Origin of the sequence: Arthrobacter sp. zg-Y1171 (assembly GCF_025244845.1) — a bacterium.
Classification (GTDB): domain Bacteria; phylum Actinomycetota; class Actinomycetes; order Actinomycetales; family Micrococcaceae; genus Arthrobacter_B.
This window is the reverse complement of record NZ_CP104264.1, coordinates 1,516,609-1,531,480: the sequence shown is the minus strand read 5'-3', so window position 1 is coordinate 1,531,480 and position 14,872 is coordinate 1,516,609. Positions and strand designations below refer to the sequence as shown.

Annotated in this window: 17 protein-coding genes and 1 pseudogene; 6 read left to right on the top strand and 12 right to left on the bottom strand. The window is 65.4% G+C overall.

The window, feature by feature from the left end:
• Positions 1 to 4 precede the first annotated feature (4 nt).
• The 6 genes from N2L00_RS07190 to N2L00_RS07165 all read right to left on the bottom strand — a co-directional run bounded on the left by N2L00_RS07190 (position 5) and on the right by N2L00_RS07165 (position 4,385).
• Positions 5 to 511: a hypothetical protein gene (locus N2L00_RS07190; RefSeq protein WP_255863135.1), complete on the bottom strand. Its 507-nt coding sequence runs from the start codon at positions 509 to 511 to the stop codon at positions 5 to 7.
• Positions 512 to 585: 74 nt separating this feature from the next.
• Positions 586 to 1,056, bottom strand: a complete 471-nt coding sequence (locus N2L00_RS07185) for a hypothetical protein (protein WP_255766003.1) — start codon at positions 1,054 to 1,056, stop codon at positions 586 to 588.
• 142 nt (positions 1,057 to 1,198) lie between these two features.
• Entirely contained in the window at positions 1,199 to 1,504 is a 306-nt protein-coding gene (locus N2L00_RS07180; RefSeq protein WP_255766002.1) for an EthD family reductase, read from the bottom strand.
• A gap of 60 nt (positions 1,505 to 1,564) precedes the next feature.
• On the bottom strand, positions 1,565 to 3,004 hold the full coding sequence (locus tag N2L00_RS07175) for an NAD(P)/FAD-dependent oxidoreductase (protein WP_255863136.1): 1,440 nt from the start codon (positions 3,002 to 3,004) through the stop codon (positions 1,565 to 1,567).
• Positions 3,001 to 3,564 (bottom strand): hypothetical protein, encoded by a 564-nt coding sequence (locus N2L00_RS07170; protein WP_255863137.1) that lies wholly within the window; start codon positions 3,562 to 3,564, stop codon positions 3,001 to 3,003. Before N2L00_RS07170 ends, N2L00_RS07175 begins: the two co-directional genes overlap by 4 nt.
• A gap of 53 nt (positions 3,565 to 3,617) precedes the next feature.
• Positions 3,618 to 4,385, bottom strand: a complete 768-nt coding sequence (locus N2L00_RS07165; protein ID WP_255863138.1) for an alpha/beta fold hydrolase — start codon at positions 4,383 to 4,385, stop codon at positions 3,618 to 3,620.
• A 143-nt stretch (positions 4,386 to 4,528) separates the two neighbouring features.
• On the opposite strand from N2L00_RS07165, the gene N2L00_RS07160 reads away from it, so the two are divergent.
• Positions 4,529 to 5,101, top strand: a complete 573-nt coding sequence (locus tag N2L00_RS07160; RefSeq protein ID WP_255863139.1) for a TetR/AcrR family transcriptional regulator — start codon at positions 4,529 to 4,531, stop codon at positions 5,099 to 5,101.
• A 66-nt stretch (positions 5,102 to 5,167) separates the two neighbouring features.
• On the opposite strand, the gene N2L00_RS07155 is transcribed toward N2L00_RS07160, so the two are convergent.
• Positions 5,168 to 6,250: an NAD(P)-dependent alcohol dehydrogenase gene (locus N2L00_RS07155; protein WP_255863140.1), complete on the bottom strand. Its 1,083-nt coding sequence runs from the start codon at positions 6,248 to 6,250 to the stop codon at positions 5,168 to 5,170.
• Positions 6,251 to 6,569: 319 nt separating this feature from the next.
• On the opposite strand from N2L00_RS07155, the gene N2L00_RS07150 reads away from it, so the two are divergent.
• Positions 6,570 to 7,955: an MFS transporter gene (locus tag N2L00_RS07150; protein WP_255863141.1), complete on the top strand. Its 1,386-nt coding sequence runs from the start codon at positions 6,570 to 6,572 to the stop codon at positions 7,953 to 7,955.
• A gap of 57 nt (positions 7,956 to 8,012) precedes the next feature.
• Here the strand turns inward: N2L00_RS07150 and N2L00_RS07145 are convergent, their stop codons facing one another.
• The 3 genes from N2L00_RS07145 to N2L00_RS07135 form a co-directional block, all read right to left on the bottom strand.
• The gene (locus N2L00_RS07145) at positions 8,013 to 8,222 is read right to left on the bottom strand and encodes a hypothetical protein (RefSeq protein ID WP_255863142.1); all 210 of its coding nucleotides are present in this window, start codon (positions 8,220 to 8,222) and stop codon (positions 8,013 to 8,015) included.
• Positions 8,223 to 8,411: 189 nt separating this feature from the next.
• On the bottom strand, positions 8,412 to 8,924 hold the full coding sequence (locus N2L00_RS07140; protein WP_227921193.1) for a PaaI family thioesterase: 513 nt from the start codon (positions 8,922 to 8,924) through the stop codon (positions 8,412 to 8,414).
• Positions 8,925 to 9,212: 288 nt separating this feature from the next.
• Positions 9,213 to 10,073, bottom strand: a complete 861-nt coding sequence (locus tag N2L00_RS07135) for an alpha/beta fold hydrolase (RefSeq protein WP_255863143.1) — start codon at positions 10,071 to 10,073, stop codon at positions 9,213 to 9,215.
• A gap of 110 nt (positions 10,074 to 10,183) precedes the next feature.
• On the opposite strand from N2L00_RS07135, the gene N2L00_RS07130 reads away from it, so the two are divergent.
• From N2L00_RS07130 to N2L00_RS07120, 3 genes are all read left to right on the top strand, one after another.
• A complete protein-coding gene (locus N2L00_RS07130; RefSeq protein WP_255863144.1) occupies positions 10,184 to 10,693 on the top strand; it encodes a CGNR zinc finger domain-containing protein in 510 nt (169 codons plus the stop codon).
• Between the two features lie 172 nt (positions 10,694 to 10,865).
• Complete coding sequence (locus tag N2L00_RS07125; RefSeq protein WP_255863145.1) at positions 10,866 to 11,342, top strand: phosphotransferase; 477 nt, start codon at positions 10,866 to 10,868, stop codon at positions 11,340 to 11,342.
• 3 nt (positions 11,343 to 11,345) lie between these two features.
• On the top strand, positions 11,346 to 12,020 hold the full coding sequence (locus N2L00_RS07120; RefSeq protein ID WP_255863146.1) for a hypothetical protein: 675 nt from the start codon (positions 11,346 to 11,348) through the stop codon (positions 12,018 to 12,020).
• A gap of 12 nt (positions 12,021 to 12,032) precedes the next feature.
• Here the strand turns inward: N2L00_RS07120 and N2L00_RS07115 are convergent, their stop codons facing one another.
• Positions 12,033 to 13,406: a hypothetical protein gene (locus N2L00_RS07115; RefSeq protein WP_255863147.1), complete on the bottom strand. Its 1,374-nt coding sequence runs from the start codon at positions 13,404 to 13,406 to the stop codon at positions 12,033 to 12,035.
• Between the two features lie 287 nt (positions 13,407 to 13,693).
• On the opposite strand from N2L00_RS07115, the gene N2L00_RS07110 reads away from it, so the two are divergent.
• A complete protein-coding gene (locus N2L00_RS07110) occupies positions 13,694 to 14,167 on the top strand; it encodes a GNAT family N-acetyltransferase (RefSeq protein ID WP_255863148.1) in 474 nt (157 codons plus the stop codon).
• Here the strand turns inward: N2L00_RS07110 and N2L00_RS07105 are convergent.
• Positions 14,164 to 14,616, bottom strand: a pseudogene (locus N2L00_RS07105) (GNAT family N-acetyltransferase); the annotation flags it as partial. The gene N2L00_RS07110 and the pseudogene N2L00_RS07105 sit on opposite strands and share 4 nt — an antisense overlap.
• Positions 14,617 to 14,872: the final 256 nt, after the last annotated feature.

The following is a 14,872-nucleotide window of genomic DNA, read 5'->3' as shown; positions in this document are numbered from 1 at the left end:
CGCCCTAATGCATTTCGTAGGGATGGTTTGCCGCTGGAGTGGGATGTTCCTCGCAGATGGAGGCGACCACTTTGGTACCCGTTTCATCCGGGCTGATTCGGATATTGACCGCCCGCCCGTAAGTGTCGGTCGCCGGTATGTCGAAGGGATTCAGCCGGATGGTGGAATTGCCGGTCAGGATCAAAGTTTTCGGGCGGTCAACGGTGAACCCGTATTGCCACCGCAGGGATTCGGCGATGTTCCGGTTGGCTGCTGATATTGCCTTCCTGAGTTTCACGATAAGCGGGATCGCGACCACAAGACCCACAAGCGCAGCGAGGAGAAAAACCAGGAGTAATACGAACCAAAACTCTTCTGCCGGACTGCCCTCAGTCTCGTCCATAGCCACACCTGCGAGGATGAGCCCAATGCCCGGGCCACCCAGCATGCCCATCAGCAACCACGAACTGGTCACCTTCGGAACGAGGCTCTCGCTCGGCTGCACACCGGGGATTTCTTTCGCTTTTGACACTTTGAGACCTATCGATAACGGGCGGACCGGCGGATCAGCAGTAGCAGTCTCCCGGGTGGGAGACGCGATCTGAATTAGACCCGGCGTTCGCGACGGTAGCCGGCAGCCTGAAGCATCAGCAGCGCAAGGGCACCGGCCAGGCCGAAGGGCAGCAGATACACACCCATCATCTGGAAGTTCATCATCGCTACGTCCTGGGCACTCGTGACTGCACTGCCGCCGCCGTAAATGGCCGACGTGATTTGGAGGTTGCCGGAGAGCCAGATCAGTCCAAGGACAAGCATCATCGCCACAACCGCCCACGCGGCACAGAGATAGGGGTTGAACCGGCTCCTGGGGGCAGCAGCCACTCCGAGGGGCCCTTGAGCAGCGGCGCCGTCAACGTCCGCGTCACTGAACTCCGCTTCGGTATGGGTAGTACGACTGGACACCCGCGGAGGTTCCCCGCCGTCATCCACCACTTCCACCCAGTCCCCGCTTTCGCCAGGCACCGGGCGGGAGTACATCCGGTAATCCGATTCACTGGTGCTTCGCCGATTTCCCATGGCCCGAAGCCTACTACGGGGCGGCTCCGGCCTGAGGAGCGGATGGGCACAAAGGTTAAAAGCCGATGCCCGTGTTCCGGTGATGGAACACGGGCATCGACCCGAGACGGATAAGAATCAAGGCGGGCAAACCGTGCGCCGCCTAGCTCTCTTCCACCTCCGAAAACAGGGCGATGAAGGTGGTCCCGGTGGCCTTCAGCTGACCGAAGAGGTCCGCGGCCGCAGGTGTTGTTACGGCAGCGGAGGCGTCCTCATAGGTGTCGAAGTACAGGTCCAGTGTCCGGTGGGCAGGCGTGGGCGAGCCGTTTTCCTTCGGCCATACCTTTCCTGCCTCGTAGCGGAGCAGCTTCGGGAGCTGCTTGGCGCTGTCCGCGATGCCTTTGTAGGCCGCCTCAAAGGCGTCGGGGTCCGCGGGGTTATCAATGACGAAGGTGATCTTGGTGGGCATGGTGTTCTTTCCTTTCGGGGGTGGGGATGGTTGAAGTGTCCGGGCACGTGGGACGGTTGTCTACCGTGCGGCGGTCTCCAGGAGCCGGAGCCAGACTTCACTGATCGTGGGATAGGCCGGAACCGCATGCCAGAGCCGGTCGATCGGCACTTCCCCGGCGATTGCGATGGTTGCGGCGTGCACCAGCTCGGTCACGTCAGGTCCGACGGCGGTGAACCCGACAATCGTGTTGGTGTCCTCCTTGATGACGATGCTTGCCCGGCCGGTATAGCCGTCGGCATGCAGGGAGGCACCGGCAACCGATCCAAGGTCGTATTCCACGGAACGGACCCGGAGCCCGGCGTCGACGGCGCCGGCCAGCGTGAGGCCGGCGGAGGCAATCTCGGGGTCAGTGAAGATGACCTGCGGAACTGCCCGGACGTCGGCGGTCGCCGCATGACGCCCCCACGGGAAGTCCTCCACAGGAGCGCCGGTTGCCCGTGCCACGATCGAGTCCCCCGCAGCCCGGGCCTGGTACTTGCCCTGGTGGGTGAGCAGCGCCCGTCCGTTGACGTCGCCCGCGGCGTAAAGCCAGCCGCCGTCGGGCACGGTCCCGTCGGGGCCGACCACCCGGAGCGTCTCGTCCACGTTCAGCCAGCCGGAGGCCGCGAGCCCGAGGCGTTCAAGCCCGAGGTCGCCGGTATTCGGCCTGCGTCCCGTCGCAACCAGGACCTCGTCGGCGTCGATAATCCCGCCGTCGGCCAACGCTATGTGCACGGTGCCGCGGGCATCGCGGGTGACCTCGCCAGGGCTTGCACCGATCAGCACCCGCACGCCGCTGCTCCCGAGGGACGCGACAACGTGCTCGGCAGCGTACGGCTCGACCCTCGGCAGGACGCCGTCGCGCGCAATCAACGTCACCGCAGCGCCCAGCGCGCTGAAGGCCGATGCCATTTCCGTGCCGACGACGCCGCCGCCGATGATCGCGAGCCGCTCCGGGATTTTCTTCGCGGACACCGCTTCACGGCTGGTCCACGGGGCGGCGTCCGCCAGTCCGGGGATCGGCGGAAGCGCCGCGCTGGTGCCGGTGGCGACGACGACGGCGTGACGCGCCTTGATCGTGCTGACCGTGCCGTCCCGGCCCGTGACCTCCACGGTCCGCGGGGCACTGATCCGCCCGTGCCCGCGCTTCAGGGTGATGCCGGCCTGTTGCAGCCACGCGACCTGGCCCTCGTCGTTCCAGTTCGAGGCGAACCGGTCCCGGCGGGCCAGCACCGCGTCGACGTCGAGCCTGCCGGTTACCGCCGCGGCGGCCCCGGGCAGCTGCCGGACGGCGCGGAGGGCGGCGGCGTCCCGCAGCAGCGCTTTGGTCGGCATGCATGCCCAGTAGGAGCATTCGCCGCCCACCAGCTCGGATTCGACAATCACCGCGCTCAGGCCGCCGGCAACTATCCGGTCCGCAACGTTCTCCCCCACCGGACCGGCGCCGATAACAATTACGTCCGTAACTGTCCCGGTCATCGCGTGCCTGCCTTGGCGAGACGCTGCAGCCGGATCGCGGAGAGCAGGAAGAACACGCCGCCGAGGGTGGCGTATCCCGCGACGCCGGTGAGGGCCGCCGAGGAGCTGCCGGACATCAGGATGAATCCGGTGCCGGCGAGGGTGGAGATGCCGCCGCTGAGAATCATCGGCCACTGCCCGCCCAGCCGCAGGCGGGAAACGGCAACGGCGAGCTGGACGGCGCCCGCAGTAATAGCCCACACACCCCAGACGACCAGTACTGCGGACACTCCCGAGGTGACGGCCACGCCGAGGGCGACGGCGGTCAGCAGGCTGAGCGCCATATTCACCAGGAGCAACGGGCCGGGACGGGTGGCGCGGGAGGCGCGGTGGTCGACGACGGCGGCCGCGACGTCGAACAGCGGGTAGAGGATGAGCAGGGCGATGCTGAAGGGTCCGAGGGTGGAAGCGGTCAGGGCAATAAGGACTGCCCAGACGATGGCGAATCCGAAGCGGACGAAGTACAGCTTCCGGAGGACCGGCGAGATCGCCGGTGGGGTTTGGATGGTTGATGCAGTCATGACGTTCCGTTCTGTTTGAAGTGTTTGAAAGCGGGAAGGGGGCCTGTGAGGGGTCATCGGACGGTTACAGCCGACGTCGCGGCTTGGAGGATGAGGCCCGCGACGGTCGAGGGATGGCTGACCATGACGGCATGGGAGGCCTCGACCTCGATGACGGCCGCGCCGGTACGATGCGCCATCATCCCCTGCAGGTCCGGGTCGATGGCCCGATCCGCAGTGGTGACGAGTACATAGGCGGGCACGGTACGGAAGGCCTCCCGGGTGATCGGTTCCGCGACCGCCCGGACGTTGGCGGGACGCTGGACGATGCCGAGGACACCTGCCGTGCGCTGGTCGACGTCGGCGGCGAACGCTTCGCGGAAGCCCTCCGGGCTGATGTGCACCTCAGGCCCGCTTGGTGTCTCGACTGTCGCCAAGGGCAGCGGGGTCGAAGACTGAGCGGCCAGCTGGCCGACCGTCTCCCCCGCAACCGGGATAAATGCCGCGACGTACACGAGGGCTCGCACATCGAAGGCACTCGTATCGACGTTCGTGATGATTGCACCGCCGTACGAATGGCCCACCAGCACCACGGGACCCTCGACCGCCGCTAGGCAGCTGGCCAGGTAGGCCGTGTCATGTTCCACGCCCCGCAGCGGGTTCGCAACGGCCCGGACCGGGAATCCTGCGTGCAGGAGTTCGTTGATCACCGGCTCCCAGCTGGAGGAATCGGCCCACGCGCCGTGCACAAGCACTATGGTCGGCAGGCCCTGGTTTTCGCCCTGGTTTTCGGCGGCGGCGGAATCGGTGGCGGACCCCAATCGGGGTGAATTGTTGAACATCTGGGTTGTCCTTTCATCGGAGGTGAAGCCGCCCGGCGTCCATACGGAAGGCCGTTTGCGGCTGGTAGAATGACCAGTCACTCTACCTAGAAGGAGCGTAATGTGGATCACGGGGACACGCAAGGGCAACGGGAAGGAAAACCATGGCGGAGGCTGTGAAGGTATCGATGAGGGAACGACTCGTCGAAGCCGCGACTGAGCTGTTCTATGCCGAGGGGCTACGAGCGGTCAGTGTTGACAAGGTGATCGACCGTGCCGGCACGACGAAAGTGACCTTCTACCGGCATTTCAAAAGCAAGGACGACCTGGTGGTGGCCCACCTGGAACGCCGGGCAAAGATTGAGCGCGAGGGAATCGGCGCTGCAATGGAACACGCAGGCGGAGATGCCGATAAGACGTTCCAACTCATTGCCGAACACTTAGGCACGATGTCGTGCGAACCCGGATTCCGCGGGTGCCCCTTTATCAACGCCGCGGCAGAATATCCGGATCCCGCCAGTGCGGTCCGTAAAACCATCAAGGACCACCGCGAATGGTGCAAGGCTGCGTACACGGAAATTGTCCGTCCCCTGGCTCCTGCCGACCCGAGCGCTGTGGCCCAGGATCTGATGCTTCTTCACGGCGGTGCGATGGTTGCCGGCTACCTTGACGCCGACGGCGAGGACCTCGCCGCGTCCTTCCTGCGCAGCTGCCGTGCGGTCATCAAGGCCGGCTGACTGCGGACAGATTCATGAGCGCCGAAGGCGGCCAGCCGCGAACGTGTGCGGCAGCTTGCTGCCCGCCTAGATCGCCGGAAGTGTCGCCGTGTCGATGACGAACCGGTACCGAACATCGGATGCGAGAACACGTTCGTAGGCATCGTTGATGGCGTCGGCGGCTATGAGTTCAATTTCGGGTGCGATGCCGTGCTCTGCGCAGAAGTCGAGCATGTCCTGGGTCTCACGGATACTGCCGATACCAGTGCCCGCGAACGAGCGCCGGTTGCTGCACAGCGTGTACACCTGTACCGGCAATACCTCGGTCGGCGCACCGATGTTCACCATGGTTCCGTCGAGGCCGAGCAGTAAGAGGTAGGCATCCACGTCGATCTTCGCGCTCACCGTGTTGATGATGAGGTCAAAGGTGTTGGCGAGGGTTTCGAATGTAGCCGGGTCACTCGTGGCGTAGTAGTAGTCAGCACCGAACCGCAGCCCGTCCTCCTGCTTACTAAGCGGGTGCGAGAGAACCGTGGTTTCCGCTCCCATGGCATGCGAAATCTTTACGGCCATGTGACCGAGCCCGCCCATCCCAATGACGGCTACCTTCTTGCCTGGGCCGGCATTCCAGTGCGCCAGTGGTGAATAGGTTGTAATGCCGGCGCACAAGAGGGGCGCGGCCGCTTCGTACGGGATGCTCTGCGGAATACTCAGCACGAAGTCCTCCACCACGACGATATGCGTGGAGTACCCGCCCTGGGTGATAGTGCCGTCGCGGTCCACGGCGCCGTAGGTAGCGGTGTTGCCGTTGAGGCAGTACTGCTCGGCACCCGCGCGGCAATTGGCGCATTCACGGCAGGAGTTGACGAGGCACCCCACGCCGACGCGGTCGCCGACTTGGTGCTGTGTGACGTCCGCACCAATCTCGCTGACGACCCCGACGATCTCGTGACCCACCGTCAACGGGTACTGGACCGGCCCCCAGTCACCCCGGACAGTGTGGATGTCTGAGTGGCAGATCCCCACGTAGGCGATCTCGATAAGTACGTCTTTCGCGCCAACGCTGCGTCGTTCAATCGTGGTAGCGACTAGCGGATCAGTGGGCGATATCGCGGCGTAGGCACTCACGGTCCGAGTCGGACGAGTCGCGATCTGAACTGGTGAAACCATGGTGGACTCCTAGAAACAGACTAGTTTGCTAAGTTGCGTGCCGACGCTTTTCGCCGGTCCTGCACGAGGCAACCGGATTTGTGAGTCGTGAATCTACTTAGCCCTCAGAGAGTTAGCCAGTGCCCCCGCGGGCCGAGGCACTGGCAGCCCCCCTTTGCCCGCAGGTCCACGCTTTTGCCGTTCCACAACAGGTAAAGGCCCTTATCCGGGCCCGCATGGTCAGCGGCCGGAATAGCGGTTGGCCTGACGGCGACGGTCGATGCCGAGCACGGCTGTGAGCTGTGGGATCGGGTGAGCCCGGCACCTTAGTATTTCGTTCATGACCAGCGCGGCCAGCAGACCCTCCGGCAACACCCGGCTGCTGGCCGTCGCCATTCTCGCCACTTTCGTGGCCTTCCTCGATGGGTCCGTCGTCACCGTGGCGTTGCCGGCCATCAGCGGAGAACTCGGCGGCGGACTGCCCACCCAGCAGTGGACCGTGAACGCCTATCTGCTCACCCTGGGGGCGTTCATCCTGCTGGCCGGCTCACTCTCGGACTCCTTCGGCCGGCTGCGGATCCTGCGGATCGGCATCCTGGGCTTCGGGGTCTCCTCCCTCGCCTGCGCCTTGGCCTGGGCACCCGGCGTCCTGATCCTCGCCCGCGGCATCCAGGGCATCACCGCCGCACTGCTGGTGCCCGGCTCGCTGGCGCTCATTACGACGGCGTACCGCGACGCCGCGCGGGCCGCCGCGATCGGCAGGTGGACGGCGTGGACCGGCACGGCCGCGATCATCGGCCCGCTTCTGGGCGGAGTGCTCGTGGACGTGGGAAGCTGGCGGCTGATCTTCGCCGTAAACGTCCTGCCGGTGGCCGCCTGCCTGCTGCTGATGACCGGCCTGCAGGAGAGCAGCGGACCGAGGCGGGCCGCGTTCGACCTGCCCGGCGTTGTGCTGGCCGTTGCCGGACTGGCAGGTCCTGTCTATGCACTGATCGAACAGGAGCGGCTCGGCTGGGGGCATCCCGCCGTCGTCGTTCCCCTGGCCGCAGGGCTGCTGGCCCTAGTGCTGTTCCTGCTGCGCGAGGCCCGAGCACCGGCACCGATGATGCCGCTGTCCCTGTTCCGGGCGCGGAACTTCCGCTACGGCAACGTGGTCACTGCGGGCGCTTACGCCGGGCTCTCGCTGGGGACCTTCGCCGTGACCGTTTTCGTGCAGGAGACCGCGGGGTTCTCCGCGACGGCGGCCGGCTTCACTGCCCTGGCGCTGCCGGTGGCCATGCTGCTGCTGTCCGCCCGCGTCGGCAGACTGGCCGGGACTTACGGGCCGCGCCTATTTATGACCGCCGGGCCGGTGATCTGCGGGACCGGGTTCCTCCTTATGCTCATGGTCCAGCCGCCGCTGGACTTTCTTACCGAGCTGCTGCCCGGGCTGCTGCTGTGCGGGCTGGGCCTGGCGCTGATGGTGGCGCCGCTGACCTCCGCGGTGCTCGGCGCACTGAGCGAGGACGACGCCGGCATCGGCTCCGCGGTCAACAATGCCGTGTCGCGGGTGGCCGGGCTCATTGCCATCGCGCTGGCCGGCACCGTGTCCGGCGGCGCCCTGGACTTTCCGGGCTTCCAGCAGACGGTGCTGGTGACCGCGGTCCTGTTCCTGGCGGCCGGGGCGGTCGCGTTCCTGGGGATCCGGAATCCGGCGACGTCGGCCCCGCACTCCCCTGACGGTTGAGGAGGAGCGGATACGCCGTCGTCGTGCTCCCCTTCACCGGGCCATGGTGCAGGCGGGCTAGCCTATTCGCGGGACCAACGCTGCGGCATTTTCGGGCGGCATTTCCTCGCCGCTGCGGACCAGAAGCAGTGCCAACCCGGTGCAGGCAACGAAGACGGCGCCGCCTGCAGCGACCGGGAGGGCCACGTCGATGGTGGCCAGTGCTCCACCGGCAAGGGAACCGGCCATCGGGCCCAGCAGTTCCAGGGTGCGTGTTCCGGCATTCACCCTTCCGCGGAGGTTGTCCGGTACCAGCCGGGCGGTATTCCTCGTTTCAACAGCCTGAGTTCGATGCCGCTTTCCGCGGTCTGGGAAACGGCACCGGTCGCAGTGCTGGTAACGGTGGCCTATCTGGTCTTGATGCTGACATCGGTGCTGCTTTGCGCCATCCTCGTCACCGTCTCCCTCACCGCTGGCTCAACTTCCCGACGGCTCGGGACCCACCACCAGGCAGGTGCTTGACGCGGTAGCGAGAACCCGGCCGGCGGCGTCGCGCAGGTCCGCTTCGACAAACGCTGCGTTGCGTCCGGCCTTGGTCACCCATCCGTGGGCGGTGACGGTGCCCGTGTTCGCGGTGGCGGGCCGCAGGAAGGACACTTTGAGTTCGAGGCTGGTGTAGCCGGCGCCGGCCGGCAGCGTGGAGTGCACGGCGCAGCCGCAGGCGGAGTCCAGGACGGTGGCGAAAAAGCCGCCGTGGACGGACCCGATCGGGTTGTAGTGCGATTCGTCCGGTTCCGCCGTCATCACCACATCCCCCTCGCTCACGCTGACGAGGCGCAGCCCCACGTGGCTGCTGATCGGCGGGCCGGGAACCTCACCGGCGGCAAGCGCCTGCAGGTGCTCGAGTCCGGTCCGCGAGAATATGCGTGCGACGTCCCGTTCGGCAGGGGAGTATTCAAGCGTTTTCGAACGCATTTCGGAAGCGGGCATCGGAGCTCCTTCAGGGTTGGTGAGTGCTGGGACTCATAGACACAGCAATGCAGGCCATCTTGTCATGCCGGGTTCATGGCCGCAGATCCCAGCCCGCACAGCAGCCGACCAACGCCGGCGACCGCGTCCTCGACGGTCCGTTCTCAAGGCCCTCGCCCACCCGCAGCAGCGCGAGAACAGGACCGGCGGTAGCTTCTCATGGTTCTTTCCCCGGGAATCGTAGACGGTGGGGCTCTCCGACGACGGCCGCCCGGCCCCGCCGTCGTCGTTTTGCCGCGGCGCTGCCGGCTAGAACCCGGACCGCCAGTCGAGAATGATGTCCGCAACCTCGTCGAGGTGTGACTCGAGGAGGAAGTGGCCGCCGTCGAGAAGTTCCACGCGCGCCTTGGGGACATCCTGGCGGAACGCTTCGGCTCCGGCCGGACCGAAGATTTCGTCATTCCGCCCCCATACGGCAAGCACAGGAACCTGGGTGGAACGCAGCAATTCGTGGAGCGCCGGATACAGTGCCCGGTTGGTGTGGTAGTCGCCGAAGAGCGCCAGTTGGGCCTCGTCGACGCCGGGGCGGGCCAGGAGCGCCAGATCGTGCTCCCAGGCGTCCGGGTCCACTGTGGTGGGATCCGGAACGCCGTGCTTGTACTGCCACTCGACTGCCTCCCGGCCCAAGGCCGGACGCAGGACCGCCTTGTTTTCCGGCGAAGGGTCCGCACCGTAGGCCCAGATGGGCGCCCAGAAGTCGTGCACAAAACCCTCTTCGTAGGCGTTGCCGTTCTGCGAAATCACGCCTTCCACCGCTGCCGGGTTGGCCAGCGCCAGCCGCCAGGCGATGGGGGCGCCGTAGTCCTGGGTGTAGACCGTATAGGCGTCCACGCCGAGTTCCACCAGGAAAGCACGCGTCACCTCGGCCAGCCCGTCGAAAGTGTACGTAAACTCCTCCACCGACGGCGCTGACGAGCGGCCAAAGCCGATGGAGTCCGGGGCGATCACCCGGTATTGTTCGGCGAGCCTGGGGATGAGGTGGCGGAACATGTGCGAGCTGGTGGGATATCCGTGCAGGAGCAGCAGCACCGGGGCGTCCACGGGGCCGGCTTCGCGGTAAAACACGTCTAGGCCGTTGACGGAAACGGTGCGGTGATGGACGGCGACCATGGACTAACCCCTAACAATCGTTTTACTGGTTATGGGACGGTAGCATGGAACTCGTTCAGCGCACCCGCGTAACCCCTGGAAAGTGTGCCGTCCTCCGAGAAAGGAACCCGATGGTCGAGGATGAAGACCTGCTGCTGGCGCTGCTGAACAGCACACCCGTTGTCGCGGGCCGTCCCACGGATGGACTCGCGGGCGCCTCCTGCGTCGAGTTCGTTGCACGCTACGGAGGCACGGGCTCTCCAGCCGAGCTTGAACATCTTCGACGGATGCGGGAGTGCCTGCAGGACGCCGTCCGGGAATCCAATGACGCACTGTCCCGCCTTTCAACAGCGCTGGGCGACGGCGCCCTGGTCCCCCGGGTCACTCCGCAGGGACTCCACTGGGAAGTGCGTGCGCCGGAGGACGAGCGGATAGCCTTCCGTGCGGCGCTTGCCTGGTCCCGTGTTGTCCGGGAATTACCAGGCCGTCTTCGTCCTTGTGCCAACAACGAGTGCAACCTCTTCCTCATCGACAGGAGCAGGCCGGGCACCGCCAAGTGGTGTTCCATGGCAGTGTGCGGCAACCGGATGAAGGCCCGCACGCATGCCGGCCGCCAGCGGGCGGCAGCAGAGCGGCCGTAACGGGGCTGATTGTGAGTCGGCCGGGGCCCGGATCAGAGTAGCGTCCTACGACCGTTTGACCATCCTGTTAGGTTCTGACCATGGGGACAATCGAGAGCCGCACACTCCATGCCCTCGTGGATGCCGCCATTGAAGGGCTGCCGCCCGCTGCCCAAGCATCACCCGCTCAATTGTGGACATAGGGTCAGCCCACACCGTGGTCCTGCTGGACGGCACCGCCGCCGTTCGAATTGCACGGGACTCGGACACGGCGGCCGCCATGCGGAAGCGGCAGAAGCTGGTGGACAGCATCCCGGACTCGATCGGCTTCCCCGGCGGACCGTGCCCTGCAGGGGAAGGCGAACCCGGCCAGCTTCGAGACCTCGGAGGGCACAACGTGTTCTGGGAAGGGAACCGCATAGTCGGGGTACTGGATTGGGATCTGGCGTCCCGGAGCGACCGCTCCACGGATCTTGCCTGCATCGGTGTCTGGAACGGGTGGGACAAGCTGCCGCTGATCGCCGGCTCCGCGGAAGTGCGCCGTGCTGCCATCCGGCGGAACACCTTCCGGCTGCAGCAAGTCGCGTTCGCGTTATTGAACGGCCGGCCCACGGACGAGATCGGGCAAGCGGTCGCCCGGGCAAACGCGTGGCTCCGGGAAAGCTTGTAACCGGTGGACTCCAACGAACCTCGCTACCGGACAGTTGCGCTGCGGGTTGTTGTGCCCGGTGCCTGCCTGCTGCTTGGGCTCGCGTTAGTCCTGTCATCTGCCACCGGCTGGATCCTCGTGATCGGCTCCCACGTCGTCAGCCCCTGGCCGGCGGCCGCCGCGCTGCTGCTGGCCTCCGTGGCGATTCGGTGGCTCGGCTCTCGGAACCGCGTCGGCGACCGCAAAAATCCACGGTTGCACTCCCCCGTTCCGGCACTGCTGGCGGCCGCCGTCGCGGGAGTCGGAATCGCCGTCGGATCGCTGCTCGACGCAGGGACCGAGAGCTTCATTCTGGATCCCCAGGGACCGGAGGGCTGCCGCGCCGCAGTGCGTGAGTCCGCTTTCCTCATGTCAGGAAGCGGCAAGGTTTACGCGGTCGGCAGCCACGGAATCGGCAGGCTGGCCGGTGAGTGGAACAGCGACGACGGCTACCGGCCGATCGAGGCCGGCAACTACACCCTGGAATGGACCGCGTCCGGCGGGCTGCTCACCGTCGGCGGCGCCTCCACCCCCAACGGGTATCGGCTGGTTGAAGACAGTGAATACACGGTGCAGGTCGACGCCGACGGCAACGAGCTCAGCGGTTACGTGCCCGTGGGGCCCACCAGGTTTGAGCAGCAGCCGGTCGCCTGCCATTGAGCCAGGTTTCCGCTAGTCCACCGGCAGCGCGAAATAGGTCGGCAGGTCCTCGTACTTGAACATTGCCAGGCCCTCACTGGTGATCGCCGTGGGGAGGTCACGCTTCGCCTCGTCGAACTGCGGCGCCATCTGCTCCGGGAACTTCAGGTACCCGGTTCTATCCCCGGCGTTGTTCCTGCCGTACACCTCGCCCGCGTCGGAGACCATGGCGGGGTAAAAGTCTGACGCCGGGTCGATCCGCTTCTGCTCCCCCGTCCTCAGATTCACCACCCACTGCGCGTCAACGCCCTGTTCGTTCTGCCAGTGCATCAGATGCAGCTCACCATTCGGGCTGGCCGCTGTTGCGTATCCGGGCAGCCGGGCCGCCGGGAAGGCGCATCCCTGTGCCGCGCCCTCGAAGACAACCGGTTGCCCGGTGTGCACGTCGACGGACTCGCACGTCTCGTCCACTTTGCGGACGGAAACGAACGTGGAGCCGAAGACGATGGACCCGGACGGATGGTCCGCGAACGTCGTCGACCATTCGCCAATGCTGAGCGTTGCCTCCGGCAGACCCTGCTGCGGGTTCGCTGCCCGGGGTGAGCGGTACACGTCCACCCCGTCGATCCGGGCCAGCCAGGACTGCCCCTCAAGTTCCGGAATCGGTTCCAGCAGTCCTGTCTCGGCATTGAGCACCCGGACAAAACCGGCGCTGTCCGGGCCGGCTGCGACGCCGCTTTGCATGCCGAGGCCGCCGTCGGTGGCGGTGAAGGCCAGCGCACCGTTACCGTCATGCGTCGACGTCGGACGGTAGCCGGTCATATCCTCTTCGACGGCCGTTGCTTTCCCCGCCGCGTCGACGACGATCAGCTGGGCAACGGGTGCAGCACCTTGACCGGCGCCTGGCTGGAGCGGCACGCCGATCTGGTAAAACGTGAAGGACTCCTGCCCGTTCTGCCGCACCCGGTCCAGGGACGGCTCGACGCGCTGTTCCGGGTCCAGTCCGAGGGACGGCGACCGATACAGGATGTCGCCGGCGCTGTCGGTCACCACGAGGGTCTGGTCCCGGGTCTGCATATCCTGCTCAACGAAGGCAGTCAGGTCACCGATGACCTCCGCCCCGGCCCCTTTTTGGGCGTACCAACCGGCTTGGCTCAGCCACCGCGCCGGTAGGGCACCGGTCGCGTAGGGAAAGCCTTCCTCGTAGGAGGCGGGCTTGCCCAGCGTTGGCCGCTCAGTCGCGGTGGGCTCGGGTGTCCGGGAGGGGCTCGCCGGAACAGGGGCGGAGGTCCGGGACGGGGACGCATCGGCCCCGTCGGTTGAAGAGGCTGGATCCTGCGACGACGGAGCACAGGCCGTAACGAGCAGCAGCGCTGCAAGACAAGGTGCGACGACGTGCTTGTTCATGCTGATTCCCCCACGGTGGTACCCGAAAACCGGAGTGTGCCGACCACTGTCACGTTGTGCCCGTGGGACGGCCTTACTTTAGACACCCTAACGAATGGCGCAACCGTCCAATCACGGGCCCGGGGCAATATCCCCCTGTGCGCCAAAGAAAGTCCTAGCGCAAATAGCCTTCTCATTGTTGACTAATGCCCATGCCAGCCGTTGAAATCCGCCGAGCCATCGAAAATGACGCCCACAACCTCGCTCGCGTCCATGTCCACGCATGGCAATGGGCCTATCGCGGATTGATGCCCGATTCCCTCCTCGATGCACTGGACATTGAGCGGAGAGCTGCGGGCTGGAAGCGAATGATCCATGAAGGGCAGGTGCCGCAACCACATTTGGCCGTGATCGGCTCGAACGTCGTGGGGTTTTCCCATGCGGACAGCAGCAGCGACGACGACGCCGACCCGCAGGTCGGAGAGGTCACCGCCCTCTACCTCCTGGAGGAATTTGTCGGCACGGGAGTCGGGCGCCGCTTGTGGGAAGCAGCGCTGAACCAACTGCGCGAAAGCGGACACACCGCTTTGTCCGTGTGGGTGCTGGATTCCAACCAGCGGGGAAGGAAATTCTACGAACGAAGGGGAATGTCCTTGGACGGAGCAACCAAAGAAGAGTCCTTCTCCGGCTCCACCCTGACGGAGGTGCGGTACCGCTCTTCGTTGCACGATGCGGCGGGGAAGAGACAAGGGGCTATCGGCGTCGAGGGCCAGGCCCGTTAGTCGTCAGGGCGATCGATAGTCCAGTAGCTCACCTCGTCGTCGGGAAACGGCCGCTCCGCCATTCCGATCTTGCGCGCTACCCGTTTCGACTGCTCGTTGCCGGCATCGATCGTCGCGGAGATGAACTCCAGATTAGAGACCTCAAAGACGTAGGCGAGCATCGACCGGCCAATTTCGGTGGCATAACCTTTGCCCCAGAACCTTTGATGGAAAACGTATATCAGTTCGTCGAAGTCCTGGCCGGGCGCACGGATGACGCCGCAATAGCCGACAAATTCGCCGCTGTCCCGTTCAAAGACGGGTGAGGTGCCATAGCCGCGCTTCGCATACTTTTCTTTGCAGACCTGAATCCATCCTGCGACTTCGAACCGGTCCAATGTCGTCCCGTCACCGACGAACCGCATGACCGCAGGATCCGCGCAGAGCGCTGCAAAGTCCTCCAGATCCTCTCCACAAAGTGGCGGGCTTCAAGGCGGTCGGTTTCAAACATCATCCGGGAACGATAACCCACGGCAGCCCCGCATAACTCATTCCCTGTCTCCGGGGGCTTCTCCACTGCCCGGCCGTTCCGAAAGGGCACAATGACCAGTCCGAGGTGCCGTTGGTGGCCACTGTACTGGGAGAGCAGACGTTCCTCCCGCGCCATGGATTCGTCGCAGTTGTCTCTGATTCCATCGCTCGTGAGACGCTCTCAATCTCTCCGCG

Bases quoted from the DNA above. Each gene is read 5' to 3' on its own strand.
- N2L00_RS07185 (WP_255766003.1), bottom strand. From the start codon at position 1,056: ATGGGAAATCGGCGAAGCACCAGTGAATCGGATTACCGGATGTACTCC.
- N2L00_RS07180 (WP_255766002.1), bottom strand. From the start codon at position 1,504: ATGCCCACCAAGATCACCTTCGTCATTGATAACCCCGCGGACCCCGAC.
- N2L00_RS07175 (WP_255863136.1), bottom strand. From the start codon at position 3,004: ATGACCGGGACAGTTACGGACGTAATTGTTATCGGCGCCGGTCCGGTG.
- N2L00_RS07170 (WP_255863137.1), bottom strand. From the start codon at position 3,564: ATGACTGCATCAACCATCCAAACCCCACCGGCGATCTCGCCGGTCCTC.
- N2L00_RS07165 (WP_255863138.1), bottom strand. From the start codon at position 4,385: ATGTTCAACAATTCACCCCGATTGGGGTCCGCCACCGATTCCGCCGCC.
- N2L00_RS07160 (WP_255863139.1), top strand. From the start codon at position 4,529: ATGGCGGAGGCTGTGAAGGTATCGATGAGGGAACGACTCGTCGAAGCC.
- N2L00_RS07155 (WP_255863140.1), bottom strand. From the start codon at position 6,250: ATGGTTTCACCAGTTCAGATCGCGACTCGTCCGACTCGGACCGTGAGT.
- N2L00_RS07150 (WP_255863141.1), top strand. From the start codon at position 6,570: ATGACCAGCGCGGCCAGCAGACCCTCCGGCAACACCCGGCTGCTGGCC.
- N2L00_RS07140 (WP_227921193.1), bottom strand. From the start codon at position 8,924: ATGCCCGCTTCCGAAATGCGTTCGAAAACGCTTGAATACTCCCCTGCC.
- N2L00_RS07135 (WP_255863143.1), bottom strand. From the start codon at position 10,073: ATGGTCGCCGTCCATCACCGCACCGTTTCCGTCAACGGCCTAGACGTG.
- N2L00_RS07130 (WP_255863144.1), top strand. From the start codon at position 10,184: ATGGTCGAGGATGAAGACCTGCTGCTGGCGCTGCTGAACAGCACACCC.
- N2L00_RS07115 (WP_255863147.1), bottom strand. From the start codon at position 13,406: ATGAACAAGCACGTCGTCGCACCTTGTCTTGCAGCGCTGCTGCTCGTT.
- N2L00_RS07110 (WP_255863148.1), top strand. From the start codon at position 13,694: ATGCCCGATTCCCTCCTCGATGCACTGGACATTGAGCGGAGAGCTGCG.